Annotated in this window: 25 protein-coding genes; 15 read left to right on the top strand and 10 right to left on the bottom strand. The window is 68.9% G+C overall.

Annotation, left to right across the window (positions count from 1 at the left end; genetic code table 11):
- Nucleotides 1-19: 19 nt before the first annotated feature.
- The 5 genes from gap (at nt 20) to ACFPJ1_RS39740 (ending at nt 3,754) form a co-directional block, all read left to right on the top strand.
- Entirely contained in the window at nt 20-1,027 is a 1,008-nt protein-coding gene (gap, locus tag ACFPJ1_RS39760) for a type I glyceraldehyde-3-phosphate dehydrogenase (RefSeq protein WP_380111539.1), read from the top strand.
- A gap of 105 nt (nt 1,028-1,132) precedes the next feature.
- Nucleotides 1,133-2,335, top strand: a complete 1,203-nt coding sequence (locus tag ACFPJ1_RS39755; protein ID WP_380111538.1) for a phosphoglycerate kinase — start codon at nt 1,133-1,135, stop codon at nt 2,333-2,335.
- A gap of 6 nt (nt 2,336-2,341) precedes the next feature.
- Nucleotides 2,342-3,148, top strand: a complete 807-nt coding sequence (gene tpiA, locus ACFPJ1_RS39750) for a triose-phosphate isomerase (RefSeq protein WP_380111537.1) — start codon at nt 2,342-2,344, stop codon at nt 3,146-3,148.
- Nucleotides 3,145-3,378 carry a preprotein translocase subunit SecG gene (gene secG / locus ACFPJ1_RS39745; protein ID WP_132298030.1) on the top strand — a complete coding sequence of 78 codons (234 nt, stop codon included), beginning with the start codon at nt 3,145-3,147 and terminating at the stop codon, nt 3,376-3,378. The genes tpiA and secG overlap by 4 nt, the downstream gene beginning before the upstream one ends.
- A 16-nt stretch (nt 3,379-3,394) precedes the next feature.
- Nucleotides 3,395-3,754, top strand: a complete 360-nt coding sequence (locus ACFPJ1_RS39740; RefSeq protein WP_380111536.1) for an RNA polymerase-binding protein RbpA — start codon at nt 3,395-3,397, stop codon at nt 3,752-3,754.
- Between the two features lie 76 nt (nt 3,755-3,830).
- Here ACFPJ1_RS39740 and ACFPJ1_RS39735 read toward each other — a convergent pair whose 3' ends face one another.
- From ACFPJ1_RS39735 to tkt, 7 genes are all read right to left on the bottom strand, one after another.
- The gene (locus tag ACFPJ1_RS39735; protein WP_380111535.1) at nt 3,831-4,652 is read right to left on the bottom strand and encodes an isocitrate lyase/PEP mutase family protein; all 822 of its coding nucleotides are present in this window, start codon (nt 4,650-4,652) and stop codon (nt 3,831-3,833) included.
- 70 nt (nt 4,653-4,722) lie between these two features.
- Nucleotides 4,723-5,493 (bottom strand): 6-phosphogluconolactonase, encoded by a 771-nt coding sequence (gene pgl, locus ACFPJ1_RS39730; protein ID WP_380111534.1) that lies wholly within the window; start codon nt 5,491-5,493, stop codon nt 4,723-4,725.
- Nucleotides 5,490-6,689, bottom strand: a complete 1,200-nt coding sequence (locus ACFPJ1_RS39725; protein ID WP_380111533.1) for a glucose-6-phosphate dehydrogenase assembly protein OpcA — start codon at nt 6,687-6,689, stop codon at nt 5,490-5,492. The genes pgl and ACFPJ1_RS39725 overlap by 4 nt, the downstream gene beginning before the upstream one ends.
- The gene (zwf, locus tag ACFPJ1_RS39720; protein ID WP_380111532.1) at nt 6,686-8,239 is read right to left on the bottom strand and encodes a glucose-6-phosphate dehydrogenase; all 1,554 of its coding nucleotides are present in this window, start codon (nt 8,237-8,239) and stop codon (nt 6,686-6,688) included. The genes ACFPJ1_RS39725 and zwf overlap by 4 nt, the downstream gene beginning before the upstream one ends.
- On the bottom strand, nt 8,236-9,852 hold the full coding sequence (locus ACFPJ1_RS39715; RefSeq protein ID WP_380111531.1) for a glucose-6-phosphate isomerase: 1,617 nt from the start codon (nt 9,850-9,852) through the stop codon (nt 8,236-8,238). The genes zwf and ACFPJ1_RS39715 overlap by 4 nt, the downstream gene beginning before the upstream one ends.
- Entirely contained in the window at nt 9,849-10,961 is a 1,113-nt protein-coding gene (gene tal, locus ACFPJ1_RS39710; RefSeq protein ID WP_380111530.1) for a transaldolase, read from the bottom strand. Before tal ends, ACFPJ1_RS39715 begins: the two co-directional genes overlap by 4 nt.
- Before the next feature lie 35 nt (nt 10,962-10,996).
- Nucleotides 10,997-13,210 (bottom strand): transketolase, encoded by a 2,214-nt coding sequence (tkt, locus tag ACFPJ1_RS39705; RefSeq protein ID WP_380111529.1) that lies wholly within the window; start codon nt 13,208-13,210, stop codon nt 10,997-10,999.
- A gap of 415 nt (nt 13,211-13,625) precedes the next feature.
- Here tkt and ACFPJ1_RS39700 point away from each other — a divergent pair, with 415 nt between their 5' ends.
- Together ACFPJ1_RS39700 and ACFPJ1_RS39695 are read left to right on the top strand one after the other, a co-directional pair.
- Nucleotides 13,626-14,597: a heme o synthase gene (locus ACFPJ1_RS39700; protein ID WP_380111527.1), complete on the top strand. Its 972-nt coding sequence runs from the start codon at nt 13,626-13,628 to the stop codon at nt 14,595-14,597.
- 269 nt (nt 14,598-14,866) lie between these two features.
- Entirely contained in the window at nt 14,867-15,976 is a 1,110-nt protein-coding gene (locus tag ACFPJ1_RS39695) for a ScyD/ScyE family protein (protein ID WP_380111526.1), read from the top strand.
- Between the two features lie 66 nt (nt 15,977-16,042).
- On the opposite strand, the gene ACFPJ1_RS39690 is transcribed toward ACFPJ1_RS39695, so the two are convergent.
- Genes ACFPJ1_RS39690 through ACFPJ1_RS39680 form a run of 3 tightly spaced genes read right to left on the bottom strand, consistent with a single transcriptional unit; the run spans nt 16,043 to nt 18,496 of the window.
- Complete coding sequence (locus tag ACFPJ1_RS39690) at nt 16,043-16,969, bottom strand: COX15/CtaA family protein (protein ID WP_380111525.1); 927 nt, start codon at nt 16,967-16,969, stop codon at nt 16,043-16,045.
- A 25-nt stretch (nt 16,970-16,994) separates the two neighbouring features.
- Entirely contained in the window at nt 16,995-17,774 is a 780-nt protein-coding gene (locus ACFPJ1_RS39685; protein ID WP_380111524.1) for an ABC transporter permease, read from the bottom strand.
- A complete protein-coding gene (locus ACFPJ1_RS39680) occupies nt 17,771-18,496 on the bottom strand; it encodes an ABC transporter ATP-binding protein (protein ID WP_380111523.1) in 726 nt (241 codons plus the stop codon). The genes ACFPJ1_RS39685 and ACFPJ1_RS39680 overlap by 4 nt, the downstream gene beginning before the upstream one ends.
- 157 nt (nt 18,497-18,653) lie before the next feature.
- Here ACFPJ1_RS39680 and ACFPJ1_RS39675 point away from each other — a divergent pair, with 157 nt between their 5' ends.
- The 8 genes from ACFPJ1_RS39675 to ACFPJ1_RS39640 all read left to right on the top strand — a co-directional run bounded on the left by ACFPJ1_RS39675 (nt 18,654) and on the right by ACFPJ1_RS39640 (nt 25,228).
- Nucleotides 18,654-19,379: a helix-turn-helix transcriptional regulator gene (locus tag ACFPJ1_RS39675; protein WP_380111522.1), complete on the top strand. Its 726-nt coding sequence runs from the start codon at nt 18,654-18,656 to the stop codon at nt 19,377-19,379.
- Nucleotides 19,376-20,788, top strand: coding sequence for a Fe-S cluster assembly protein SufB (gene sufB / locus ACFPJ1_RS39670; RefSeq protein WP_380111521.1), 1,413 nt, complete (start codon nt 19,376-19,378; stop codon nt 20,786-20,788). The genes ACFPJ1_RS39675 and sufB overlap by 4 nt, the downstream gene beginning before the upstream one ends.
- Before the next feature lie 65 nt (nt 20,789-20,853).
- Complete coding sequence (gene sufD / locus ACFPJ1_RS39665) at nt 20,854-21,993, top strand: Fe-S cluster assembly protein SufD (protein WP_465261106.1); 1,140 nt, start codon at nt 20,854-20,856, stop codon at nt 21,991-21,993.
- A complete protein-coding gene (locus ACFPJ1_RS39660; protein ID WP_380111518.1) occupies nt 21,993-22,328 on the top strand; it encodes a non-heme iron oxygenase ferredoxin subunit in 336 nt (111 codons plus the stop codon). Before sufD ends, ACFPJ1_RS39660 begins: the two co-directional genes overlap by 1 nt.
- Before the next feature lie 23 nt (nt 22,329-22,351).
- Nucleotides 22,352-23,116 carry a Fe-S cluster assembly ATPase SufC gene (gene sufC / locus ACFPJ1_RS39655; protein ID WP_380111517.1) on the top strand — a complete coding sequence of 255 codons (765 nt, stop codon included), beginning with the start codon at nt 22,352-22,354 and terminating at the stop codon, nt 23,114-23,116.
- The gene (locus tag ACFPJ1_RS39650; protein WP_380111516.1) at nt 23,113-24,369 is read left to right on the top strand and encodes a cysteine desulfurase; all 1,257 of its coding nucleotides are present in this window, start codon (nt 23,113-23,115) and stop codon (nt 24,367-24,369) included. The genes sufC and ACFPJ1_RS39650 overlap by 4 nt, the downstream gene beginning before the upstream one ends.
- Before the next feature lie 6 nt (nt 24,370-24,375).
- Nucleotides 24,376-24,852, top strand: a complete 477-nt coding sequence (gene sufU, locus ACFPJ1_RS39645) for a Fe-S cluster assembly sulfur transfer protein SufU (protein ID WP_380111515.1) — start codon at nt 24,376-24,378, stop codon at nt 24,850-24,852.
- Nucleotides 24,845-25,228, top strand: coding sequence for a metal-sulfur cluster assembly factor (locus tag ACFPJ1_RS39640; protein WP_132191234.1), 384 nt, complete (start codon nt 24,845-24,847; stop codon nt 25,226-25,228). The genes sufU and ACFPJ1_RS39640 overlap by 8 nt, the downstream gene beginning before the upstream one ends.
- The last annotated feature ends 23 nt before the right edge of the window (nt 25,229-25,251 follow it).

Raw genomic sequence — 25,251 nt, 5'->3', positions numbered from 1 at the left:
TCTGAGGAGACGCAGTCCCGTGACCGTTCGCGTAGGTATCAACGGCTTCGGCCGGATCGGCCGTAACTTCTTCCGCGCCGTGCAGGCGGCCGGTGCCGACATCGAGGTCGTCGCCGTCAACGACTTGACCGACAACCAGACCCTGGCCCACTTGCTGAAGTACGACTCGATCCTGGGCCGTTTCCCCGGCGATGTGTCCGCGACCGACACCGACATCAGCGTCGGCGGCCAGACCTTCAAGGCGTTCGCCGAGCGCGACCCCGCGAACCTGAAGTGGTCTGACGTGGGCGCCGACGTGGTGATCGAGTCCACCGGATTCTTCACCGACGCCACCAAGGCCAAGACGCACGCCGACAACGGCGCCAAGAAGGTCATCATCTCCGCCCCGGCGAAGAACGAGGACCTGACCGTGGTGATGGGCGTCAACCACCAGCTGTACGACGCCGACAAGCACACGGTCATCTCGAACGCGTCCTGCACCACGAACTGCATCGCCCCGCTCGCCAAGGTCCTGAACGACGCGTTCACGATCGAGCGGGGTCTGATGACCACGATCCACGCGTACACCCAGGACCAGAACCTGCAGGACGGCCCGCACAAGGACCTGCGCCGCGCCCGCGCCGCCGCGCTGAACATCGTGCCGACCTCGACCGGTGCCGCGAAGGCGATCGGTCTGGTGCTGCCGGAGCTGAAGGGCAAGCTGGACGGCTACGCGCTGCGCGTTCCGGTCCCGACCGGCTCGGCCACCGACCTGACCGTCACCGTCGGCCGCGAGGTCACGGTCGACGAGGTCAAGGACGCCTACAGGGCGGCGGCCGCCGAGGGCGCGCTGAAGGGCTACTTGACCTACACCGAGGACGAGATCGTCTCGACCGACATCGTCACCGACCCGGCGTCCTGCATCTTCGACTCCGGCCTGACCAAGGTGATCGGCAACCAGGTCAAGGTCGTCGGCTGGTACGACAACGAGTGGGGCTACTCGAACCGCCTCGTCGACCTGGTCAACCACGTCGGCGCCTCGCTCTGACGGCTCCCCATTCGCCTTGCGTCCGAAGAACTGTGGCCTAGGGCGCACGGTTCTTCGGACGTTGGCGCCCCGACGAAGCAGCACTGCGTTGAAGGAAGCTGAACTGTGAAGACGATCGAAGACCTCGGGGACGTGGCCGGCCTGCGGGTACTGGTGCGCTCCGACCTGAACGTGCCGATCGACGGCGAGAAGATCGGCGACGACGGCCGCATCCGGGCCAGCGTGCCGACCCTGGTGAAGCTGGCCAAGGCCGGCGCCAAGGTGATCGTGACCGCCCACCTCGGCCGCCCCAAGGGCAAGCCGAACCCCGAGTTCACCCTCGCTCCGGTCGCCAAGCGGCTCGGTGAGTTGCTGGAGCCGGAGGGCATCAAGGTGCACTTCGCCACCGACGTGACCGGCGACTCCGCGCAGGAGGCCGTCCAGGAGCTGGACGAGGGCGAGGTCCTGCTGCTCGAGAACGTCCGGTACGACCCGCGCGAGGAGAGCAAGGACGAGGCCGAGCGGACCGCGCTGGCCGAGGAGCTCGCCGGCCTGGCCGACCTGTTCGTCAGCGATGGCTTCGGCGTCGTGCACCGCAAGCAGGCCAGCGTGTACGACGTGGCCCGGCAGCTCCCGCACGCGGCCGGCGGCCTGGTGCTCGCTGAGGTCGAGGTACTGAAGAAGCTGACCGAGGACCCGGCCCGCCCGTACGTCGTCGTCCTGGGTGGCGCGAAGGTGTCCGACAAGCTCGCGGTGATCGATAACCTGCTCGCCAAGGCGGACAAGCTGCTGATCGGTGGCGGCATGGTCTTCACCTTCCTCAAGGCCCAGGGCCACGAGGTCGGCAAGAGCCTGCTCGAGGAGGACCAGCTCGACACCGTGAAGGGCTACCTGGAGAGCGCGAAGGCCAAGGGTGTCGAGATCGTGCTGCCGACCGACATCGTGGTCGCGCCCGAGTTCAAGGCCGACTCTCCCGCCACGGTCGTCGCCGCGGACGCGATCCCGGCCGACCAGCTCGGCCTCGACATCGGCCCGGACTCCGGCAAGGCCTTCGCCGCGGAGATCTCGTCGGCCAGGACGGTCTTCTGGAACGGCCCGATGGGTGTCTTCGAAATGGAGGCGTTCGCCGGTGGAACCAAGGCCGTCGCGCAGGCGTTGACCGAGGTGGACGGGCTCAGTGTGGTCGGCGGTGGCGACTCCGCCGCCGCGGTACGGCAGCTGGGCTTCGCCGACGACCAGTTCGGGCACATCTCCACCGGTGGTGGCGCGTCGCTCGAATACCTGGAGGGCAAAGAGCTCCCGGGTCTTGCTGTGCTGGAAGAGGACTGACACCTGATGGCTGATAACGCTGCCCGTACGCCGTTGATGGCGGGCAACTGGAAGATGAACGTCAACCACGTGGAAGCCGTGCACCTGCTGCAGAAGCTGAGCTGGACGCTGCAGGACAAGAAGCACGACTTCGAGCGGGTCGAGGTGGCGGTGCTGCCGCCGTTCACCGACATCCGCAGCGTGCAGACGCTCGTCGACGGTGACCGGATGAAGATCGTGTACGGCGCGCAGGACGTGTCGCAGTACGACGCGGGCGCGTACACCGGGGACATCTCGGCGGCCATGCTCACCAAGCTCGGCTGCACCTACGTGCTGGCCGGGCACTCCGAGCGCCGCCAGTACCACCACGAGGACGACGCCTTGGTGAACGCGAAGGCCACCAAGGCGCTCGCGGCCGGGCTGGTCCCGATCATCTGCGTCGGCGAGGGTCTCGACGTCCGCAAGGCCGACGGGCACGTCGACCACTGCCTGGGCCAGGTCGATGGTGCGCTGGCCGGGCTGAAGCCGGACGACGTCCGCAAGATCGTCATCGCGTACGAACCGGTCTGGGCGATCGGCACCGGCGAGGTGGCCACTCCCGAGGACGCGCAGGAGGTCTGCGCCGCGATCCGGGGCCGGCTGGAGGAGATCTCACCCGCGGTGGCCGACTCGGTACGCATTCTTTACGGGGGGTCGGTGAAGATGAGCAGCGCAAGTGGCATCATGGCCCAGCCGGATGTCGACGGCTGCCTGGTGGGTGGAGCTAGCCTGCAGGTGGACGAGTTCGCCGGTATCTGCCGTTACCTGGACCTTCAGTTAGGCTACTCCTCGTGATTCTCGCTTTTTCGATCGTCGTCATCATCTGCAGCCTGATCCTCACGCTGCTCGTGCTGCTGCACAAAGGCCGCGGTGGCGGTCTTTCGGATCTGTTCGGTGGCGGTGTGTCGTCCAGCCTGGGCGGCTCCTCGGTCGCCGAGCGGAACCTGGACCGGATCACGATCGGCGTCGGCCTGATCTGGTTCGCTGCTATCGTCGCGCTCGGCCTGCTTTACAAGCTCGGCTGAGAGGGGAGTAGCTCCCGTGGCAGGTGGTGCCAGCGCAATTCGTGGCAGCCGGGTCGGTGCCGGACCGATGGGTGAGGCGGAGCGCGGCGACACCGCGCCCCGGCAGCGCATCGTGTTCTTCTGTGCCAATGGGCACGAGACGGCGACGGTGTTCGCGGTCGAGGCAGCCATCCCGGAGGCGTGGGACTGTCCGAGGTGTGGTCTACCGACCAGCACCGACGTCAACAACCCTCCGCCGCCCCCGAAGATCGAGCCGTACAAGACCCATCTCGCCTACGTCAAGGAACGCCGCAGTGAGCAGGAAGCGGCCGAGATCCTCGACGAGGCACTCCAGAAGCTCCGCGCCCGCCGCGCTCGCGGCGAAGTGATCTTCTGAGTTCCACCAGGACGAACGCACGCCCGGGCCGGTCCGCAAGGACCACCCGGGCGTCCGCGTTCCAGCACTCTGCGTACTAGTCCTTCGTCGCTGAGGCGTTCTTCGCGAACAGCTGGTTGAGTTCGGCCTGGGGGATCTGGTCGGCGGCGAAGCCCAGGGTCCCCTGAGTCAGCAGTTCCTGGGCGCTGCGCCGGATGAAGCCGAGTGCCGCCCGGGCGATGCTGCCGCCGAGGCTGATCCGGGTGACGCCGATCCCGAACACGTCCTGCGCGGTCAGCGTGGAGCTGCCGAGACCGAGGACGACGTTCAGCGGCCCGTCGATCTCCTTCACCAGCGTCTCGAGCGTGCCCAGGTCGTTGACGCCGGGGACGAAGAGGCAGTCGGCGCCGGCCTCGCGGAACAGGTTGGCGCGACGGATCGAGTCCGCCAGGGGAGTGGGCTGCTTCAGTAGTTGCCCATCCGTACGGGCAGTGAGCACGAAGTCAGCTCCACCCGTCTCTCGGGCGGCCACGATCCGCTCGACCGACAGCGCCTCGTCGTACAGTTCCCGGCCGTCGAAATCCTCGATGTTGCCGCCTGCGAGCCCTGCGTCGAGCGCGAGCCGGATGGTCGACGCCACCTGCTCCGGACGTTCGCCGTACCCGTCCTCGAGGTCGCCGTTCACGGGGACCGAGCTAGCGTCCGCGATCTGCCGGATCCGCTCGAACATCACCTCCCTGGACACCGACGGCGCCCCGTCGGGAAGGCTGTGGTCACCGACGCCGAGGGAGAAGGCGATCCCGGCACTGGTGGTCGCGATCGCGGAGAACCCGGCCTCGGCGAGCAGGACCGCGCTCCCGGCGTCCCAGGCGTTCGGCATCACGAAGGATCCGTCGTGCAGCTCACGAAAGGTCGTCATACCGCCATCCTGACAGCGAAACACTTCGGCCACCGCCGAAGCACCCCGCGACGCCAGAGAGCGGGAAGGATCAGGTGCGGGGTGCCCGGATCTCGTGGGGAATGTCGCCTGCCGCCGCCTCGTCGAGGAGCCAGAGGGTGCGGTTCAGGCCTTTCACCCCGGCGGCGGGGATCTGCAGCGGTCCGGTGCCGGACAGGGCGAGCCGTACCGCCTTCGCCTTGTCGTCGCCGGCGACCACGAACCACACCTCGTGCGCGCGGTTCAGTGCCGGGAAGCTGAGCGAGATCCGGATTGGCGGCGGCTTCGGCGCTCCGTGTACGGCGACCGACGACCGCTCCACCTCCTGCAGTGCGGGGTGCTCGGGAAACAGCGACGCGACATGCCCGTCCGGCCCGACGCCCAGCATCAGGACGTCGAACGTGGGCACGCCGTCACGATCACCGGGACCGGCTGCCGCGGCGAGGGTCGCGGCGTACTCGTCCGCGGCCGCCTCGGGACCTTGGCCGGTGTCGGCCGGCATCGGGTGCACGAGTGCGGGATCCACGTCGACGTGCGAGAGCAACGCGTCCCAGGCTTGGGTCTCGTTGCGCTCCGGGTCTCCTTCGGGCAGGAAGCGCTCGTCGCCCCACCAGAACTCGACCCGGCGCCAGTCGATCGCGCTGCGGGCAGGGGATTCCGCCACGGCCCGGTAGACCACCGCGGCGACGCGGCCGCCGGTCAGGACGACCTGCGCGACCTCGCCGCTGCTCTGCACGTCCACCAGGCGGGTGATGAGCCTGGCCGCGACGGCGTGGGCGAGGCCCTCGGCGTCGCGGTTGACCAGGATCGACGGTGAACTCATGAGCGGCCGGCCACCCTCTTGCTCGTGCCCTTCTTCGCAACTGCCGCCTTCTTCGCAGCTGGCGCCTTCTTGGCAGTGGTCGCCTTCTTGGCCGCGGCAGCCGCTTTCTTCGCGACGGACTTACGAGCAGTCGTCTTCTTCGCGGCGGAACGGCCCTTGCCGGCCGCCTTCGCCTCGAGTCGCGGCGAGGCAGCCTTGCCGGCGACGCGCGAAGTACGGGCTGCTGCCTTCTCGGCGGCGCTCTGCGTGGACCGGCGATCGGCCGCGCCGACCGTCTTGGCCTCGGCTGGCATGTTCTCCCGCTCGACCATGCACGCCAGCGACTGCGCGTACACATCGTCCGGGTCCATCCGCCGCAGTTCCTCGCTCAGCAACTCCGACGTCACCCGCCGCTTCAGCGCCACCGGCCGGTCAGGCTGCCCGGGGATGCTGAACGTCGCCACCGCACCGTCCGGCCGCGTCAGCGCGATCGGCCCGGCGGGCGTGAACATCCGTACCGCGGTGATGCCCGGGCCGCGGGAGGTCCGCTGCTCCACGGGAACACCGAGGCGGCACTGGAGCCAGGCTGCCATCAGATCCGCGCTGGCGTTGCCCCGGGCGGAAACCACCTCGGCGCCGCTGACCTTTGTCGGGTACTGGTCGAGGGCCGCGGCCATCAGCGCACGCCACGGGGTCAAGCGCGTCCAGGCGAAGTCCGTGTCGCCCGGCACATAGCTCTCGGCCCGGGCGACGAACGCCTCACGGGCCTTGCGCGTCTCGGCGGCGTCGGTGACCCTCCGACGGCCGAGACTGCCCAGCGGGTCCGCTGCAGGCGCCTTGGGACCGCCACCCGGCCACCAGACGATGACGGGGGAGTCGGGCAGCAGCAGCGGGATGACGACGGACTCCGGCACCTTGGCGAGCTCGCCGTGCAACCGCAGCAGCACGGCCTCGCCGGGAATTCCCTCGCCGACCCGGACCTCGGCATCCAGACCACCGGTACCGCGACCCGGTCGCAGGATCGCCACCAGGACTCGGGACGGGTGCTCGCGGCCTGCCTCGTTCGCCGCCTTCATCGCGTCATGGTGCGACGCCTCGTCGACGACGACCACGACAGTGCCGACCATGCCCATGGCCGGGGAACCGGCGCTGCGCCGGGCCTTCAGCAACGCCGAGGCGATCTCGCTCGACGTCGTGCTGGTCAGGTCGATGATCATGGCCGCCTCCAGGAGCGTCCGTCACGAGCGAGCATCTCGTCGGCGGACTTCGGACCCCAACTGCCGGACGAGTACGGCTCCGGCTGGCTGTGCTTGGACCAGTACTCGATCACCGGGTCGAGGATCTTCCAGCCGAGCTCCACCTCGGTGTGCTGCGGGAACAGCGGTGGATCGCCGAGCAGCACGTCCAGGATCAACCGCTCGTAGGCCTCGGGGGAGGACTCGGTGAAGGACCCGCCGTAGGCGAAGTCCATGTTCACGTCGCGGATCTCCATCATCGTGCCGGGTACCTTCGCGCCAAAGCGCAGCGTCATCCCCTCGTCCGGCTGGATCCGCATCACCAGGGCGTTCTGGCCGAGTTCCTCGGTCTCCGTCTTGGTGAACGGCAGGTGCGGCGCGCGCTTGAACATCACGGCCACCTCGGTGACGCGACGGCCGAGCCGCTTGCCGGTGCGCAGGTAGAACGGCACGCCCGCCCAGCGACGGGTGTCCACGTCCACCCGCATCGCGGCGTACGTCTCCGTGTTCGAGTCCTGCGGGATGCCGTCCTCCTGCAGGTAGCCCTTCACCTTGACGCCGCCCGCCCAGCCGGCGGCGTACTGGCCGCGAGCGGTGTGCAGGTCCAGGCGCTCCGGCAGCTTGACCGCCGCCAGCACCTTCTTCTTCTCCTGCCGCAGCGACCAGGCGTCGAAGCTCACCGGCTCCTCCATCGCGGTCAGCGCGAGCAGCTGGAGAAGGTGGTTCTGGATCACGTCCCGGGCAGCGCCGATACCGTCGTAGTACCCGGCGCGGCCACCGATGCCGATGTCCTCGGCCATGGTGATCTGCACGTGGTCCACGTAGTTGCTGTTCCAGACAGGCTCGAACATCGAGTTGGCGAACCGGACCGCCAGCATGTTCTGGACGGTCTCCTTGCCCAGGTAGTGGTCGATCCGGAAGACCGCCTGGGGCGGGAACACCGACTCGACCACGTGGTTCAGCTCGCGAGCGCTCGTCAGGTCGTGGCCGAACGGCTTCTCGATCACCACGCGGCGCCAGGAACCCGGCCGCTCCTTGGTCAGCCCGTGCTCGGCCAGCTGCCGCACGACCTCCGGGAACAGGCCGGGCGGGATCGAGAGGTAGAAGGCGTGGTTGCCACCGGTGCCCCGGCTGACGTCGAGCTCCTCGACGGTCTCCCGCAGCCGCTCGAACGCGGCGTCGTCGGTCAGGTCTCCCGGGACGAACCGGAAGCCCTCGGCGAGCTGCTGCCAGACCTCCTCCCGGAACGGCGTCCGCGCGTGCTCCTTGACCGAGTCGTGCACGATCTGCGCGAAGTCCTGGTTGGAGAAGTCCCGCCGGGCGAACCCGACCAGCGCGAACCCGGGCGGCAACAGGCCCCGGTTGGCCAGGTCGTACACGGCCGGCATCAGCTTCTTGCGGGCCAGGTCGCCGGTGACACCGAAGATCACCAGGCTGCAGGGCCCGGCGATCCGGGGGAGCCGCTTGTCCTGGGGATCCCGGAGCGGGTTCACCGGCCGGTTTGTCTGCTCCTCATCGAGTTCCGCGGTCATGTGCCGCCGTCCTCCGACTTGTCGTGGGCGTCGAGTAGCGAGATGAGCTGGTGTACGCCGGCCGCGGGGTCGGTCAGGTGCAACCGCAGTACCGGCCGTCCGCGCTCGGCCAGCACGTTCGCGTCACCCGCTGCCTGGGCCGAGATCAGCGTGCCGAAGGTGAACGGCCGGTCCGGGATCTCGACATCGCCCGTCTCGGTGCTGGTGACCTGCAGGAAGACGCCCTGCGGGTGGCCGCCCTTGTGGTACTGGCCGGTGGAGTGCAGGAAGCGCGGGCCCCAGCCGAAGGTGACCGGCCGGTCGGTCCGCGCGGCCAGGGCCGGCCGGATCGCCATCAGGTTCTCGTCGCGCTCGGAGTCGAGGTACGCCATCACGGCGACGTAGCCGTCGTCGGCGAGCTGGCTCAGCAGCGAGTCGAGCGCGCCCTGAACCGTGTCGACGCCGTCGAGCAGGCCCTCGGTGGCACGGACCTCGACGGCGCCGTCGGTGAAGGCCGCCGGCTCAGGCTCGGGCTGCGCGTCCAGCAGACCGCGCGCGGCCTTCTTGGCGCTCTCCACATCGGGCTGGTCGAACGGGTTGATCCCGAGCAGGTAGCCCGCGACTGCTGTGGCCGTCTCCCACAGCAGCAGCTGCCCACCGAGCGACCCGGACGTCAGACCGGTCGGTACTTCGTTGTTGGTCGCCTTGTCCGCGAGAAGTGCGTGCACGATGTCGGGCAGGCTTTTGTGCAGCTCAGGGGCGTGCTCACCCTTGACCGCGACCGGCAGCACACCAGTGCCGTTCTTGCCGGTGCTCTCCGCGATCAGCTGCTCGGCCCAGTCGGGGAACCCGACGATGTCCGAGCCGTGCGCCGCGAGGATCGCCTTGTCCCGGCCCTCACTGGCAGCCAGTACTGCGCCCAGCACGAGCGCCGGGTTGTCCGCGGAGTCGGCCTGGAGCGACGGCGCGGCCTCGGCAGCCTGGTCGAGCAGTTCGGCGACATCGGCGCCGGCGAGTGCCGACGGGACGAGGCCGAAGGCGGTCAGCGCGCTGTAGCGGCCACCGACATTCGGGTCGGCCAGGAAGGTCTTCCGGTAGCCCTCGTCCTCGGAGAGCTTCTGGAACGGCGAGCCGGGGTCGGTGACGACGACGATCCGTGAGGAGGCGTCGATCCCGGCGTCGGTGAACGCCTTGACGAAGACCCGGCGCTGGCTGTCGGTCTCGACCGTGCCGCCGGACTTGCTGGAGACGACGACCACCGTGCGCTGCAGGTCGCCGGCCAGGGCCCGCGCGATCACGCTCGGGTTGGTGGAGTCCAGCACCACGAGGTCGACGCCCGCGGTGCGGGTGATCACCTCGGGAGCCAGGGACGAGCCACCCATGCCGCAGAGCACGATCCGGTCCAGGCCCTCGGACCGCAGGTCGGCCTGCAGCGCCTCGATCTCGGCCAGCAGCGGCCGCGAGGTCTCGTGCAGGTCGACCCAGTTCAGCCTGATCGACGACTCCGGCTCGGCCTCCGGACCCCAGATGGTGGCGTCCTTGGCGGCGATCCGGGAGGCGATCTTCTCCGACACCAGCCGGTCGATCGTCGCGGCCCAGTCACCGTTCTCGGTACGGACAGCGGGAGTGGTCACTTGGCCGATCCCTGCTTCAGCGCCGCCGTCACGGTGTTCTGCAGCTCTGACCAGGACGCGTCGAACTTGGCCACGCCCTCGTCCTCGAGGATCTGCACCACCGCGTCATAGGAGATGCCCAGCTTCTCCAGGTCCTCGATCACCTTGCGGGACTCGTCGTAGCGGCCGCGGACGGCGTCGTCCGTGACGTCGCCGTGGTCGGCGACCGCCTCCATGGTTGCCTGCGGCATCGTGTTCACCACGCCCGAGGTGACCAGTTCCTCGACGTACATGGTGTCCTTATACGCGGGGTCCTTGACGCCGGTGGAGGCCCACAGCGGGCGCTGCGGCTTGGCGCCGGCGATCTCGAGCTCGCGCCAGCGGTCGGAGGCGAAGATCTCCTCGTAGGCCTCGAAGGCCAGCCGTGCGTTGGCGATCGCCGCCTTGCCCCTCAGCGCCTTCGCCTCGTCGGTGCCGATGGCGTCCAGCCGCTTGTCGATCTCGGTGTCGAACCGGCTGACGAAGAAGGAGGCGACGCTGCCCAGCTTCGTCACGTCGTGACCGTTCTCGACCGCTTTCTCCATGCCGGACAGGAAGGCGGCGGCGACGGCCTTGTAGCGCTCCAGCGAGAAGATCAGGGTGACGTTCACGCTGACGCCGGCGGCCAGGGTCGCGGTGATGGCCGGCAGCCCCTCCTTGGTGGCCGGGATCTTGACGAAGACGTTCTCCCGGCCGACGGCCTTCCACAGCTCCTCGGCCTGGGCGATCGTCCTCGCGGTGTCGCGGGCCAGGCCGGGCTCGACCTCGATCGAGACCCGGCCGTCCACGCCGTCGGTGTCGTCGTACACCGGCTTGAACAGATCGGCGGCGTCACGCACGTCGTCGGTGGTGATCACCCGGATCGCCTGGTCGGTCGAGACACCCTCGCGGCCCAGCCGGGTGACCTGCTCGGCGTACGCGTCCGCGTCGGAGATCGCCTTGGCGAAGATCGTCGGGTTCGTGGTCACCCCGCTGACGTACTGGTCCTGGATCAGCGCGGCCAGGCTGCCACTGACCAGGCGCTGCCTGGAGAGGTCGTCGAGCCAGATGGACACGCCGGCATCGGCGAGTGCTTTCAAGCGATCGTTCATGTCCGAAGCCTCCGAAATGTTCTGTTGTGGATTGTTCAGTTGCGTTCGTTGGTGGCGTCGGCATCCGGGTCGGCGCTCACCGCGGGGTCGTCACCGGGACCCAGCGGACCGGCGGGCCGTCGGCCGGCCGGTACTCCGGAGCCGCCGAGCTCGGCGGCTGCGGCGATGCTGTCCTTCGCGGCCTGGACGACGGCCTCGGCGGTGATGCCGAACTCCGTGTACAGCCGCTGGTAGTCAGCCGAAGCCCCGTAGTGCTCCAGGCTCACGCTCCGTCCGGCGTCGCCGACGATCTCGCGCCAGGTCAGCGCGATACCGGCCTCGACCGAGACCCGGGCACGGACCTGCGGCGGGATGACGGAGTCGCGGTACGCGTCGTCCTGCTCGTCGAACCATTCGCGCGACACCATCGACACGACGCGGGCCTTGATGCCCTGCTCGGCCAGCGTGTTGCGGGCCTCGACGGCGAGCTGGAGCTCGGAGCCGGTGCCGATCAGGACGACGTCGGGGGTGCCTTCGGTGTCGAGCAGGGTGTACCCGCCCTTGGCCACGTTCTCCGTGGTCGCGAAGCCGTCGGTACCGCGCGGGAAGGTCGGCACGTTCTGCCGGGTCAACGCCAGACCGGCCGGGCGGTCCTTGTGCTGGAGGATCGCGGCCCACGCGGCGGCGGTCTCGTTGGCGTCACCCGGGCGGACCACGTCGAGGCCCGGGATCGCCCGCAACGCGGCCAGGTGCTCCACCGGCTGGTGGGTCGGGCCGTCCTCGCCGAGGCCGATCGAGTCGTGGGTCCAGACGTATGTGACCGGAAGCTTCATCAGCGCGGCCAGCCGGACCGCGGGGCGCATGTAGTCGCTGAAGACCAGGAACGTGCCGCCGTACGGACGGGTGCCGCCGTGCAGCGCGATGCCGTTCAGGATCGAGCCCATGGCGTGCTCGCGGATGCCGAAATGCAGGACCCGGCCGTACTCGTTGCCCTGGAACTCCTTGGTGGCGTGCTCGGCCGGGATGAACGACGGCTCACCCTTCGGGGTGGTGTTGTTCGAGCCGGCCAGGTCGGCCGAACCGCCCCAGAGCTCGGGCAATTCCGGCGCCAGCTTGGTCAGCACCTCGCCGGAGGCGGCCCGGGTGGCGACACCCTTGGCATTCGCGTCCCAGCTCGGCAGCGCGTCCTTCCAGCCGGCCGGCAGGTCGCGCCGCGACAGCCGGTCGAACAGCTCCGCCCGCTGCGGGGAGGACTGCTTCCAGGCCTCGAACTTCCCGGCCCACTCGTCCTCCAGCGCCTTGCCGCGCTCGAGGGCGAGCCGGCTGTGCTCGACCACCTCGTCGGCGACCTCGAAGTCCTTCGCCGGGTCGAAGCCGAGGATGACCTTGGTCGCGGCGACCTCGTCGGCGCCGATCGCGGAGCCGTGGATCTTGCCGGTGTTCTGCTTGTTCGGGGCGGGCCAGCCGATGATGGTGCGCAGCCGGATGAAGCTGGGCTTGTCGGTGACCGCGTTGCCCGCCTCGATGGCGTCGTACAGGGCCTGGACGTCCTCCTCGTACCCCGTGCCGCCGTTGGTCCAGTCGACGGCGCGGACGTCCCAGCCGTACGCCGCGTAACGGGCGGCCACGTCCTCGGAGAACGCGATGTTGGTGTCGTCCTCGATCGAGATCTTGTTGTCGTCGTAGATCAGCGTCAGGTTGCCCAGCTTCTGGTGGGCGGCCAGCGAGGAGGCCTCGGAGGAGACGCCCTCCTCCAGGTCGCCGTCGGACGCGATCACGTAGACGTGGTGGTCGAAGAGGCTCTCGCCCTTCGGCGTCTCCGGGTCGAACAGGCCGCGCTCGCGGCGCGCCGCCATCGCCATGCCGACCGCGTTGCCGACGCCCTGGCCGAGCGGACCGGTGGTGGTCTCGACACCCTTGGTGTGGCCGTGCTCCGGGTGACCCGGGGTCAGGCTGCCCCAGACGCGCAGGGACTTCAGGTCGTCCAGCTCGAGGCCGTAGCCGGCCAGGTAGAGCTGGATGTACAAGGTGAGGCTGGAATGGCCCGCGGACAGCACGAACCGGTCGCGACCGGTCCACGACGGGTCCGCCGGGTTGTGCCGCATCACCTTCTGGAACAGCAGGTAGGCCGCCGGGGCCAGGCTCATCGCGGTACCGGGGTGGCCGTTCCCGACCTTCTCCACCGCGTCCATCGCGAGGACCCGCACGGTGTCGACCGCACGCTTGTCGAGCTCGGTCCAGTCAAGCTTGGGGCTGGTCTTCTCCGTCACGCCGGCGGCGCTCCTCTCGATGGCTTCGAACACGTCCAGGTTGGCGTCCGAGGGCCGGCCGGACCAGCTGGTCCCACGCCGATCGCGCCCCCGCGCGTCACCGTGAGCGAGCCTACTCGCCCGGTCGCTCTCTGCCTTCCATACCTCGCAAACCCTGCGGGGCCCGCTCTTGTTCCCGGCTCGGCCCGGGCGTCCCGCACATCACATCGGTTCCCCTCCGGTCGGTGTCCATGCCTCTTGTTCCACGCGCGGATTACCGCTGTCCGACGGTCGCGTTACCAGGGCCGCACGGTTGTCCGTCGAGCCGGCCCGACACCCCGGTACGGGTGGGTGCGTGGGGCTCCTACGGGGCGTCGTAGACTGTCGAACCGTCAGCGCCGGTCCCCGGCGTCAACCCACTCAGTTCGAGGTGTTCGTGACGGCCGTCGATCCGCGTCCAGCCGCGACGACGTCGTACCCGGCGCCGCACCCGGCAGACCCAGCCCTCGAGGTGACCGGTCCGTCGGTACGCGACGTGATCAAGGCGTACGTCGGTCTGACCAAGCCGCGCATCATCGAGCTCCTGCTGATCACCACCGTGCCGGTGATGTTCCTGGCCGCGGGCGGGGTGCCCGGGCTCGGGGTGGTCGCCGCGACCCTGGTCGGCGGGATCCTGGCCGCCGGCAGCGCGAACACGATCAACTGCGTGCTCGACCGCGACATCGACGAGCAGATGCGCCGGACCAGACGCCGCCCGCTGCCCAGGCACGCGGTCAGCCCACGCTCGGCGACGATCTTCGGCATCGCGCTCGGCATCCTGGCCACGCTCGAGCTCGGACTGCTGGTCAACTGGCTGTCGTCGTTCCTGGCGCTGGCCGCTAACGCGTTCTACGTCTTCGGCTACACGATGGTGCTGAAGCGCCGGACCGTGCAGAACATCGTCTGGGGCGGGATCGCCGGCTGCTTCCCGACCCTGATCGGCTGGACCTCGGTGACGGGTGAGCTGGCCTGGACCCCGCTGGTGCTGTTCGCCGTGGTGTTCTTCTGGACGCCGCCGCACACCTGGGCGCTGGCGATGCGGTACCGCGAGGACTACGCCTCGGTGGACGTGCCGATGCTCCCGGTGGTCGCCACCCCGGTCGCCACGGCCCGGCAGATCCTGGCCTACAGCATCGTCATGGTGATCACCTCGATCGCGCTCTGGCCCGTCGGCGGCACCGGCTGGGTGTACCCGCTGGCGGCCGTGATCCTGGGCGTCGTCTTCCTCCGCGAGGCCTTCGCCCTGCTGGCCCGGGCGAACACCGGCGCCGAGGGCGCGGCCCTGCGTCCGATGCGCCTGTTCCACTTCTCCAACATCTACCTGGCGCTGCTCTTCATCGCCGCGGCCATCGATCCGCTGCTGCGCTGACCCGTCGACCGGATCCGTTGCCTGATCGGGCCCGATTTTGGTTGCCTCCGACGCCTGAACGGCGACGATTCGTTGCCCAAGGCATCGAACTCCGTATGCACTGAGGGTGCGTGAGACCGCACAAACCGTTGCGGTACAAGGATTTCGCCGTCGGTACACGAGTGGTGGCGGGGAGTCCTCCCGTTGACCTCAGCCACTTGGAGTGTTGCGATGTGGTGTCCGTGGGGGACGGCTCCACCCTGGGGGGACGGGGAACGAGGGGGGTAACAGTGGGGGTAAGAACAGCACGTCTGGCCGCGTTGTCGGCGGTTGCGTTGATCGGTTCCGTCCTGGTGGTCGCCGGTCCGGCGGAGGCGACCGGCAAGCACAGCAGCAGCCTGAAACCTGTCGTCACCAACCTGGTCTCGCCGCGCGGCGTCGCGACGTTCGGCGGGAAGATCATCTACAGCGTCGGCGACGGCTCGGTGTATGAGGCCTGGGCGAACGGCAAGCGGATCCGCAAGCTTGGCCAGGTGCCGGGCGGCTTCGCACCGGCCATCGACACCAACAAGTGGGGTACGACGTACGCACTGACCGGTGCGGGAGGTGAACCGGGTCAGCCGCTGCCGCCAGGCGGCGCGACGCTCTACCGGCTGCGGCCGGGCAAGTCGCCGGTGAAGGTCGCGGACATCGGCAAGTACCAGCTGACGGATCCGGATCCGTACAACCTGGCCGACAGCCCGACCGAGTCCAACCCGTTCGGCGTCGCGGCGCTGAAGGACGGCACGGTCCTGGTGTCCGATGCCGCGAACAACGACCTGCTCAGGGTCTGGCCGAACGGCCACATCAAGACGGTCGCGCGGTTGAAGCCGCGCACGGTCAAGGTCCCGACCGGTCTGCCGCCCGGCTCCCCGCCGGCCGGTAGCTCGATCCCGAGCGAGGCGGTCGCGACGTCCGTCACAGTCGGCTCGGACGGCTACTGGTACGTCGGCGAGCTCCGGGGCTTCCCGGCAACGCCCGGCACGTCCCAGATCTGGCGGATCAAGCCCGGCTCGCACGGCGCCGTGTGCGACCCCGCGAAGCCGTACAAGGGCAAGTGCCAGCGGTACGCCGACGGGTACACCTCGATCGTCGACCTGGCCGGTGGACCGCGCGGCACGCTGGCGGTCGTCGAGCTGGCGAAGATCAGCTGGCTCAAGTTCGAGCTGGGTGGTGGAAACCCGGTGCTCGGTTCGCTGTTCCTTCAGTACCCGGGTAAGCACCACAAGGCCGGCTTCAAGAAGGAACTGGCCAAGAACAAGCTGCTCCTGCCCGGTGGGACGGCGATCAGCAGGTCGGGCGACATCTACGTCTCGTCGCCGCTCTTCGGACCTGGTGCCATCTACAAGGTGAAGCACTGAGACAACCCGGAGCGTCCGGCTTTCTCACCGGGCCGGGTGCTCCGGGTCTTTCATGCCGTCTGGGGCTCAGGTGGCCGGCGTACCGCGTTCGCCGTACACGGCGGTGACCAGGGCGATCAGGACCGCGGCGAAGAACATGTGGATGAGCACCAGCCCCCACGGCAGCCCCGTGAAGTACTGCGTGAAGCCGACGGCGCCCTGCAGCAACTCCATCGCCAGCAACCAGGCTGCGAGCTTCCGCAAGGTGCGGGAAGTCGCGGTGACCCGGGTGGCGATCACCAGCGCGATGGTGATGCCCAGCAGGCCGAACACGATGTCTGCGTGCAACTGGCTGATCAGCGTTTCGTTCAGCCCGTTCCGCCCGGTCTCGGGGTCACCTGAGTGCGGACCGGAGCCGGTGACCAGCGTGCCGAGGGCAACAGTCAGCCAGACCGCGACCACGGCGGCGGTCGCCAGCGCCCGGACCACCGGGGGAGTGTGCGGGTAGGGGCTCGTCCGCGACCGGCGCATCATCGACACGTTCAGCGTGATGATGATCGGTGACACCAGGAAATGCGCGGAGACGATCCACGGGTTCAGCCCGGTGAGCACGCTGACCCCGCCGATCACCGCCTGCAGCGGGATGCCCAGCGCGGCGGCGGTCGCCAGCCGGCGCAGGTCGGTCCGCTTCGGCCGGTACCGCATCACCACCAGCCAGGTGATGATCGCGATCACCGCCACCACGAATCCGAGCAGCCGGTTGCCGAACTCGATCGCCCCGTGGATGCCGAGCGCGCTGTGCGGCACGTAGGAGGAGTCGGTGCACTGCGGCCAGGTCGGGCAACCCAGCCCCGAGCCGGTCAGCCGGACCAGACCGCCGGTCACGACGATGCCGATGTTCGCCACCACCGAGGCCCAGCCCCAGCGGCGGACGACGTCCAGGCTCGGCTCTGGCACCAGTCGCCAGAATCCGGTGACGGGCTCGGTCTCGCGGGTCGGAATCTCCGTGGTCACCGGCACACTCTAGAGAAGGCTCTGCTCAGTCCCACCGGAAGGTCCGGGACACCAGGTATCCGAGGACTCCCGCCCAGAGCGCCAGGGACAACGCGGCGGCCCATGGCACGACCCCTTCCAGCGTCGAGTTCGCCAGCCCGTTGGCCAGCGCCGCACTCGGCAGCAGCCGTACTACGCTCTGCATGCCGTCGGGATATTCCTCGACCGGCGTGATGATCGCTCCGCCGACCAGGAGCAGCAGGTAGAGCAGGTTCGCCGCGGCCAGGGTCGCCTCGGCCCGCAGTACCCCGGCCATCAGCAGGCCGAGCGAGGCGAAGGCGGCGGTGCCGCACAGCACCATCAGGATCACGCCGAAGACAGCGGCAGCCCCACCGACCGGCTGCCAGCCGAGGGCGAACCCGGCGCCGATCAGCACGGCCAGCTGGATGAGCTGGATCGCGAGGACCGAGCCGATCTTCCCGGCGAGCAAGCCGGTGCGGGACAGGGGAGACGCGCCCAGGCGTTTGATCACGCCGTACCGCCGCTCGAAGCCGGTCGCGATCGCCAGCGAGGTGAACGAGCTCGACAGTACGGCCAGCGCGAGTACACGGGGCACCGCCAGGTCCACGGCGGGCCCGTCGCCGAGCGGGAGCCGATCACCCAGGCCCGTGCCGCCGAGTAGGAGCAGCAGGCCGAGGGGGATGACCAGTGCGAGCAGTAGCTGCTCCCCGTTGCGGAGGAGCAGGCGGAACTCCATCACCGCGTGGGAGAACACCTTCCGCGGCCAAGGAGCCGAGCCAGGCCGCGGGGCGTACGTAGTACTCATCTCTTCTCCCGGGCGGGCGGCGCGGTCAGCGCCAGGTAGACGTCCTCGAGCGACTTGGCGCCGTGCTCGGTCAGTACGTCGGGGCTGCCGGAGGCGATCAGCTTGCCGGCGGACACTACGTGCACCTGATCAGACAACTGCTCGGCCTCGTCCATCGCGTGGGTGGTCAGCACCACGGTGACCCCGTCGTCGCGCAGGTCGCGGATCAATTGCCAGATCTCCCGGCGGCCGTGCGGGTCCAGCCCGGTGGTGGGCTCGTCCAGGAACGCAACCTCCGGGCGGCCGACGATCGCCAGCGCCAGCGACAGCCGCTGCTTCTGCCCACCCGACAGCCGGCGGTACGGCGTCCGTCCGCAGCTGCCGAGGTCGAGCCGTTCGACCAGCGGGTCGAGTTCCAGTGGGTGCGCGTGGAGCGAGGCGACGTAGCGGAGCATCTCCAGGGCGCGGACGCCGGACCAGGCGCCGCCTTCCTGCAGCATCACCCCGATCCGGGGCATCAGCGCGTCGTGGTCCGCGATCGGGTCCAGCCCGAGCACCCGGACCTGGCCAGAGTCGGGCCGCCGGAACCCCTCGCAGGTCTCCATCGTGGTGGTCTTGCCCGCCCCGTTGGGGCCGAGCACGGACGTCACTGTTCCGCCGGTTACGGTGAGAGTGAGGCCGTCCACCGCGGTCTTCTCGCCGTACCGGACGACGAGGTTGTCGATCTCCACCGCGACTGGCACGTACAGAGTCTAAGTGGGCCCTCCGAGGCCCCCTCCGGCGCCTGCGTCGCCCGGACGTGACGCTCCTCACGGTCGCCCCTGGACTCAGGCGAGAGGCTGGGAAGCGGTTAGGGGAGCCTTATTTGAAGGGTCCGGGGAATTAGGTGACACTGATGTTGTGAAAACTCCCGCGCAGAGCAGCCGTGTGCCTTCGGGCATCGCTGTGGCTCGGGACGAGTCCACCCGGGACCGGGTCGCCCGCTCGATCCTGACCAACGGGCCGTCCAGCGCCGCGGTGCTGGCCGAGCGGCTCGAGCTCACCCCGGCGGCGGTCCGCCGGCACCTCGACCATCTGCTCGAAGAGGGTCTGGTCGAGAGCCGCGAGGAGCGCGTCTACGGTCCCCGCGGCCGTGGCCGTCCCGCCAAGGTGTTCGTGCTGACCGACACCGGCCGGCACGCGTTCCACCAGGCCTACGACGACCTGGCCGCCACGGCGCTGCGCTTCATCGCGGAGGCCGGTGGCGACGACGCCGTCGTGGCGTTCGCCCGGCAACGGGTGGGCGAGCTGGAGAAGCGGTACCGGGCGCTGGTGGACTTGGCGCCCGAGGGCAAGGAGGCGGAGGTGCTCGCGCAGGCGCTGACCGTGGACGGTTACGCCGCCTCCACCCAGCAGGCCGGTGCCGGCGAGCAGTTGTGCCAGCACCACTGCCCGGTCGCGCACGTGGCCGAGCAGTTCCCCCAGTTGTGCGAGGCCGAGACCGAGGTCTTCTCCCGGCTGCTCGGCAAGCACGTCCAGAGACTGGCCACCATCGCCCACGGCGACGGTGTCTGTACGACGCACATTCCCGGCCCCCAGCCGGTTTCCCCTGTATCCGACGGCGAATCTGCGAGGACTGCACGATGACGCAAACCGCTCACCCCGAGCTCGACGGGCTCGGCACGTACAAGTTCGGCTGGTCCGACAGTGACGCTGCCGGTTCCGTCGCGAAGCGCGGCCTCAGCACCGAGGTGGTGCAGGGCATCTCGACGCTGAAGAACGAGCCGGAGTGGATGCTGGACCTGCGGCTGAAGGGCCTGAAGCTCTTCGACCGCAAGCCGATGCCGTCGTGGGGCGCCGATCTGTCCGGGATCGACTTCGACAACATCAAGTACTTCGTCCGCTCCACCGAGAAGCAGGCGACCAGCTGGGACGAGCTGCCCGAGGACATCAAGAACACCTACGACAAGCTTGGCATCCCCGAGGCGGAGAAGCAGCGCCTGGTCGCCGGCGTCGCCGCGCAGTACGAGTCGGAGGTCGTCTACCACCAGATCCGCGAGGACCTGGAGGAGCAGGGCGTCATCTTCCTCGACACCGACACCGGCCTGAAGGAGCACCCGGAGCTCTTCCAGGAGTACTTCGGCTCCGTCATCCCGGTCGGCGACAACAAGTTCGCCGCGCTGAACACGGCGGTCTGGTCCGGCGGCTCGTTCATCTACGTGCCCAAGGGCGTCAAGGTGGACATCCCGCTGCAGGCCTACTTCCGGATCAACACCGAGAACATGGGCCAGTTCGAGCGGACCCTGATCATCGTCGACGAGGACGCCTACGTGCACTACGTCGAGGGCTGTACCGCGCCGATCTACAAGTCGGACTCGCTGCACTCCGCGGTGGTCGAGATCATCGTGAAGAAGGGCGCCCGCTGCCGCTACACGACGATCCAGAACTGGTCGAACAACGTCTACAACCTGGTCACCAAGCGCGCCACCTGCGAAGAGGGCGCGACGATGGAGTGGATCGACGGCAACATCGGTTCCAAGGTGACGATGAAGTACCCGGCCGTCTACCTGATGGGCGAGCACGCCAAGGGCGAGACCCTGTCGGTCGCGTTCGCGGGCGAGGGCCAGCACCAGGACGCCGGGTCGAAGATGGTGCACAACGCGCCGTACACCTCCAGCTCGATCGTGTCGAAGTCCGTCGCCCGCGGTGGCGGCCGGACGTCGTACCGGGGGCTCGTCGAGGTGGCGCCGGGTGCGCACCACAGCAAGTCCACGGTGCGCTGCGACGCGCTGCTGGTCGACACCATCAGCCGCTCGGACACCTACCCGTACGTCGACGTCCGCGAGGACGACGTGGCGATGGGGCACGAGGCGACCGTCTCCAAGGTCAGCGATGACCAGCTCTTCTACCTGATGAGCCGCGGGATGGCCGAGGACGAGGCGATGGCGATGATCGTCCGCGGCTTCATCGAGCCGATCGCCCGCGAGCTCCCGATGGAGTACGCGCTGGAACTGAACCGACTGATCGAGCTGCAGATGGAAGGGGCCGTCGGCTGATGTCAGCCACCGAAACCCTGGTTGCGACCGGCAATCAGGGCCACTCTCACGGGCCAGGATCGCCGGTGCCGTTGCAGGCCCGCAGCGAGCGCACGACGTCGTACGACGTAGCCGACTTCCCGGTGCCCAACGGGCGCGAGGAGGAGTGGCGCTTCACTCCGGTGAAGGCGCTCAAGGCCCTGTTCGCCGACGAGGCCGGTACCGAGACCGTCAAGGTCGACGCGCACGGCCCCGAAGGCGTCGTGATCGAGACGATCGCCGCCGACTCGGTGCAGGCCGGCACCCCGCAGGACCGGATCGCGGCCGTCGCGTGGAAGCACGCCGGTGAAGCGCTGGCGGTGCGGATCCCGAACGACGCCGAGCTGACCGAGCCGGTGCACGTCAACATCGCGGGCCTCGGCGGCCGCGGCTTCGGCCACCTGGTGGTCGAGGCCGGCCGGCACAGCCGCGGCACCGTGATCATCGACCACACCGGCGCGGGCGAGTACGCCGCGAACCTGGAGATCGTCGTCGGTGACGGCGCCGAGCTCCGGGTCGTCTCGATCCAGCAGGGCGACGGGGACTCGATCCACGTCGGTCAGCACGACGCGGTGATCGGCCGCGACGCCAAGCTCAACCACGTCGCCGTCACGCTCGGCGGCAAGGTCGTCCGACTCTCCACCAACGTCCGGTACGCCGGGCCCGGTGGCGACGCGGAGCTCCTCGGCGTGTACTTCGCCGAGTCGGGTCAGCACCAGGAGAACCGGCTCTTCGTCGACCACGAGGCGATCAACTGCAAGAGCAACGTGGTCTACAAGGGCGCGCTCGCGGGTGACGCCGCTCGCTCGGTGTGGATCGGCGACGTGCTGATCCGGGCCGCGGCCGAGGGCACCAACACCTTCGAGCTGAACCGGAACCTGATCCTGACCGACGGGGCGCGCGCCGACTCGGTGCCGAACCTGGAGATCGAGACCGGCGAGATCGAGGGCGCCGGGCACGCCTCGGCGACCGGCCGGTTCGACGATGAGCAGCTGTTCTACCTGCAGGCCCGCGGCATCCCGGAGGACGAGGCCCGCCGCCTGGTGGTGTCCGGGTTCTTCAACGACATCATCGGCCGGATCGGCGTCCCCGAGGTCACCGACCACCTGCACGAGGTGATCGAGGAGAAGCTGGCCAGGACGGCAGCGCTGACCGTGGCGACGACGGCCGAGGCGAACAAGGCCTGATGAGCGACAGCTTCGAACGCGCCTGCTCGGTCGCCGACATCCCCGACGAGGGAGTCGTCGCGGCCGAGGTCGGCGGTGTCGAGGTCGCGGTCGTGAAGAGCGGCGGTGAGGTCTTCGCGGTGCGGGACGAGTGCTCGCACGCGCAGATCCAGCTGTCCGAGGGCGATGTCGGCAACTGCGAGATCGAGTGCTGGCTGCACGGCTCGCGGTTCGACCTGCGCACAGGTGAGCCGACGAGCCTGCCCGCGTACGACCCGGTGCCGGTGTACCCGGTCCGACTCGAAGGCGACGACGTGCTGGTCGACGTCAAGAACCCCCTGAATCAAGCTTCCTGAGCAGACGGAGATAGAAGAAACCCATGGCGACACTCGAGATCCGCGACCTGCACGTGTCGGTCGACACCGAGAACGGCCCGAAGGAGATCCTGCGCGGCGTCGACCTGACCATCGCCGGTGGTCAGACGCACGCGATCATGGGCCCGAACGGTTCCGGCAAGTCCACGCTGGCGTACTCGATCGCCGGCCACCCGAAGTACAACGTCACCAGCGGCACCGTGACGCTGGACGGCGAGGACGTGCTCGACATGAAGGTCGACGAGCGCGCCCGGGCCGGCCTGTTCCTGGCCATGCAGTACCCGGTCGAGGTGCCCGGCGTGTCCGTGTCGAACTTCCTCCGCACCGCCAAGACCGCGATCGACGGCGAGGCGCCGAAGCTGCGCACCTGGGTGAAGGACGTCAACAAGGCGCTGTCCGACCTGGACATGGACCCCGACTTCGGCACCCGGAACGTGAACGAGGGCTTCTCCGGTGGTGAGAAGAAGCGGCACGAGATCGTCCAGCTGGAGTTGCTCGACCCGAAGATCGCGATCCTCGACGAAACCGACTCCGGCCTCGACATCGACGCGCTGAAGATCGTCTCCACCGGCGTCAACCGGTTCGCCGAGAAGGGTGACAAGGGTGTTCTGCTGATCACCCACTACACCCGGATCCTGCGCTACATCAAGCCGGACTTCGTGCACGTGTTCGTCGACGGCCGGGTCGCCGAAGAAGGCGGTCACGAGCTCGCCGACGAGTTGGAGGCCAGCGGCTACGAGCGCTTCCTGAAGACGGGCGCGAAGGCATGACCGGCGCCCGGACCTTCAGCAGTCCCCTGGACCTGCAGTCAGTCCGGGCGGACTTCCCGATCCTGTCCCGTGAACTCTCGGGCGGGCTCCCGCTGGTCTACCTGGACTCGGCCAACTCGTCGCAGAAGCCGCGCCAGGTGGTGAAGGCGATCGAGGAGCACTACCTGGTGCACAACGCCAACGTCGCCCGGGCAATGCACCAGCTCGGCGCGGAGGCGACTGCGGCGTACGAGGGCGGCCGGGACAAGGTCGCGGCCTTCATCGGCGCGCCGAACCGGGACGAGATCGTCTTCACCAAGAACGCCTCCGAGGCGCTCAACCTGGCCGCGCACACGCTCGGCGCTGCACTGAAGCCGGGGGACGAGGTGCTCATCACGGAGATGGAGCACCACAGCAACATCGTCCCGTGGCAGCTCGCCTGTGAGCGCACCGGCGCCACGCTGCGCTGGTTCGGTGTCACCGACGAGGGCCGGCTCGACCTGAGCAACATCGAGGAGCTCATCAACGAGCACACCAAGGTCGTCTCGCTGACCTGGGTGTCGAACGCGCTCGGCACGATCAACCCGATCACCGACATCGCGGCCAAGGCGCACGCCGTCGGAGCGGTCGTCGTGGTCGACGCCTCGCAGGCGGTGCCGCAGTTCCCGGTCGACGTGTCGACGCTGGGGGTGGACCTGCTGGCCTTCACCGGGCACAAGGCTGTCGGCCCGACCGGCATCGGCGTGCTCTGGGGCCGGTACGACCTGCTCGCGCAGCTGCCGCCGTTCCTCGGTGGTGGCGAGATGATCGAGGTCGTCCGGATGACCGGCTCGACCTACGCGCCGCCGCCGGCCCGCTTCGAGGCCGGGACGCCGCCGATCGCCCAGGCGGTCGGACTCGGTGCGGCGCTGGACTACCTGGCCGGCATCGGGATGGACAAGATAGCGGCGCACGAGCAGGCCGTCACGGCGTACGCGCTGGAGGGTCTGAAGACCGTGCCGGGGCTGACCGTCCTCGGTCCGACCGAAGCCGTCGAGCGGGGCGGCGCCGTGAGCTTCGAGCTCGACGGGGTTCACCCGCACGACGTGGCGACCGTGCTGGACACGCGCGGCATCGCAGTACGGGCCGGGCACCACTGTGCGCGGCCGGTGCACGAGCGGTTCGGCGTACAGTCCTCGACACGGGCGTCTTTCTACCTGTACACGACGCCCGAGGAGATCGACGCGCTCGTCGACGGCCTTGGCTTCGTCCGTTCATTCTTCAAGGTGGCTTGACGTCTTATGCAGCTGGACTCGCTGTACCAGGAGATCATCCTGGACCACTACCGCACCCCGCACCACGCGGGACTGGCGGACCCGTACGACGTGGAGGTGCACCACGTGAACCCGTCCTGCGGGGACGAGGTCACCCTTCGCGTCGAGCTCGACGGCGACACGGTCACCGGTGTGACGCACCAGAGCGTCGGCTGCTCGATCAGCCAGGCGGCCACCTCGGTGATGAGCGACCTGGTGATCGGCAAGCCGGTCGCCGAGGGCATGGCGACGTACGAGAAGTTCCTGGAACTGATGCAGGGCCGGGGGAATGTCGAACCGGACGAAGAGGTTCTGGAAGACGGCGTCGCCTTCGCGGGTGTCGCGCAGTTCCCGGCCAGGGTGAAGTGTGCCCTGCTGGGCTGGTCGGCCTGGCGCGACGCCACCGCCCAGGCGCTGGCCAAGGCTGAGACATCGGCGACGAAAGAAGGAGTGAGCAATGTCTGACCAGACCGAAGAGAAGATCGAGCTGCCCGAGGTCGACCTCGAAGCGGCCGCCAAGCCGGCTGGTTCGACGGTTGCCGTCGAGGACGTCACCGAGGCGCTGAAGGATGTCGTCGACCCCGAGCTCGGCATCAACGTGGTGGACCTGGGCCTGATCTACGGCGTGACCGTGGACGACACCACCACCGCGATCATCGACATGACGCTGACGTCCGCGGCCTGCCCGCTGACCGACGTGATCGAGGACCAGACCCGGATGGCGCTGGACGGCCTGGTGAACGACTTCCGGATCAACTGGGTCTGGATGCCGCCGTGGGGCCCGGAAAAGATCACCGACGACGGTCGTGACCAGCTCCGCGCGCTGGGCTTCAACGTTTAGGTCCCAGCGACTGCGGCAACTGG

The organism is Kribbella qitaiheensis (genome assembly GCF_042657745.1).
Taxonomy (GTDB): domain Bacteria; phylum Actinomycetota; class Actinomycetes; order Propionibacteriales; family Kribbellaceae; genus Kribbella; species Kribbella qitaiheensis.
This window is presented reverse-complemented; position numbering and strand designations above follow the sequence as displayed.

Coding starts and splice junctions, on each gene's coding strand:
- tal (WP_380111530.1), bottom strand. CDS start 10,961: ATGAACGATCGCTTGAAAGCACTCGCCGATGCCGGCGTGTCCATCTGG.
- sufB (WP_380111521.1), top strand. CDS start 19,376: ATGACGCAAACCGCTCACCCCGAGCTCGACGGGCTCGGCACGTACAAG.
- zwf (WP_380111532.1), bottom strand. CDS start 8,239: ATGACCGCGGAACTCGATGAGGAGCAGACAAACCGGCCGGTGAACCCG.
- sufC (WP_380111517.1), top strand. CDS start 22,352: ATGGCGACACTCGAGATCCGCGACCTGCACGTGTCGGTCGACACCGAG.
- tpiA (WP_380111537.1), top strand. CDS start 2,342: ATGGCTGATAACGCTGCCCGTACGCCGTTGATGGCGGGCAACTGGAAG.
- ACFPJ1_RS39650 (WP_380111516.1), top strand. CDS start 23,113: ATGACCGGCGCCCGGACCTTCAGCAGTCCCCTGGACCTGCAGTCAGTC.
- ACFPJ1_RS39660 (WP_380111518.1), top strand. CDS start 21,993: ATGAGCGACAGCTTCGAACGCGCCTGCTCGGTCGCCGACATCCCCGAC.
- ACFPJ1_RS39685 (WP_380111524.1), bottom strand. CDS start 17,774: ATGAGTACTACGTACGCCCCGCGGCCTGGCTCGGCTCCTTGGCCGCGG.
- pgl (WP_380111534.1), bottom strand. CDS start 5,493: ATGAGTTCACCGTCGATCCTGGTCAACCGCGACGCCGAGGGCCTCGCC.
- sufU (WP_380111515.1), top strand. CDS start 24,376: ATGCAGCTGGACTCGCTGTACCAGGAGATCATCCTGGACCACTACCGC.
- ACFPJ1_RS39640 (WP_132191234.1), top strand. CDS start 24,845: ATGTCTGACCAGACCGAAGAGAAGATCGAGCTGCCCGAGGTCGACCTC.
- ACFPJ1_RS39725 (WP_380111533.1), bottom strand. CDS start 6,689: ATGATCATCGACCTGACCAGCACGACGTCGAGCGAGATCGCCTCGGCG.
- ACFPJ1_RS39735 (WP_380111535.1), bottom strand. CDS start 4,652: ATGACGACCTTTCGTGAGCTGCACGACGGATCCTTCGTGATGCCGAAC.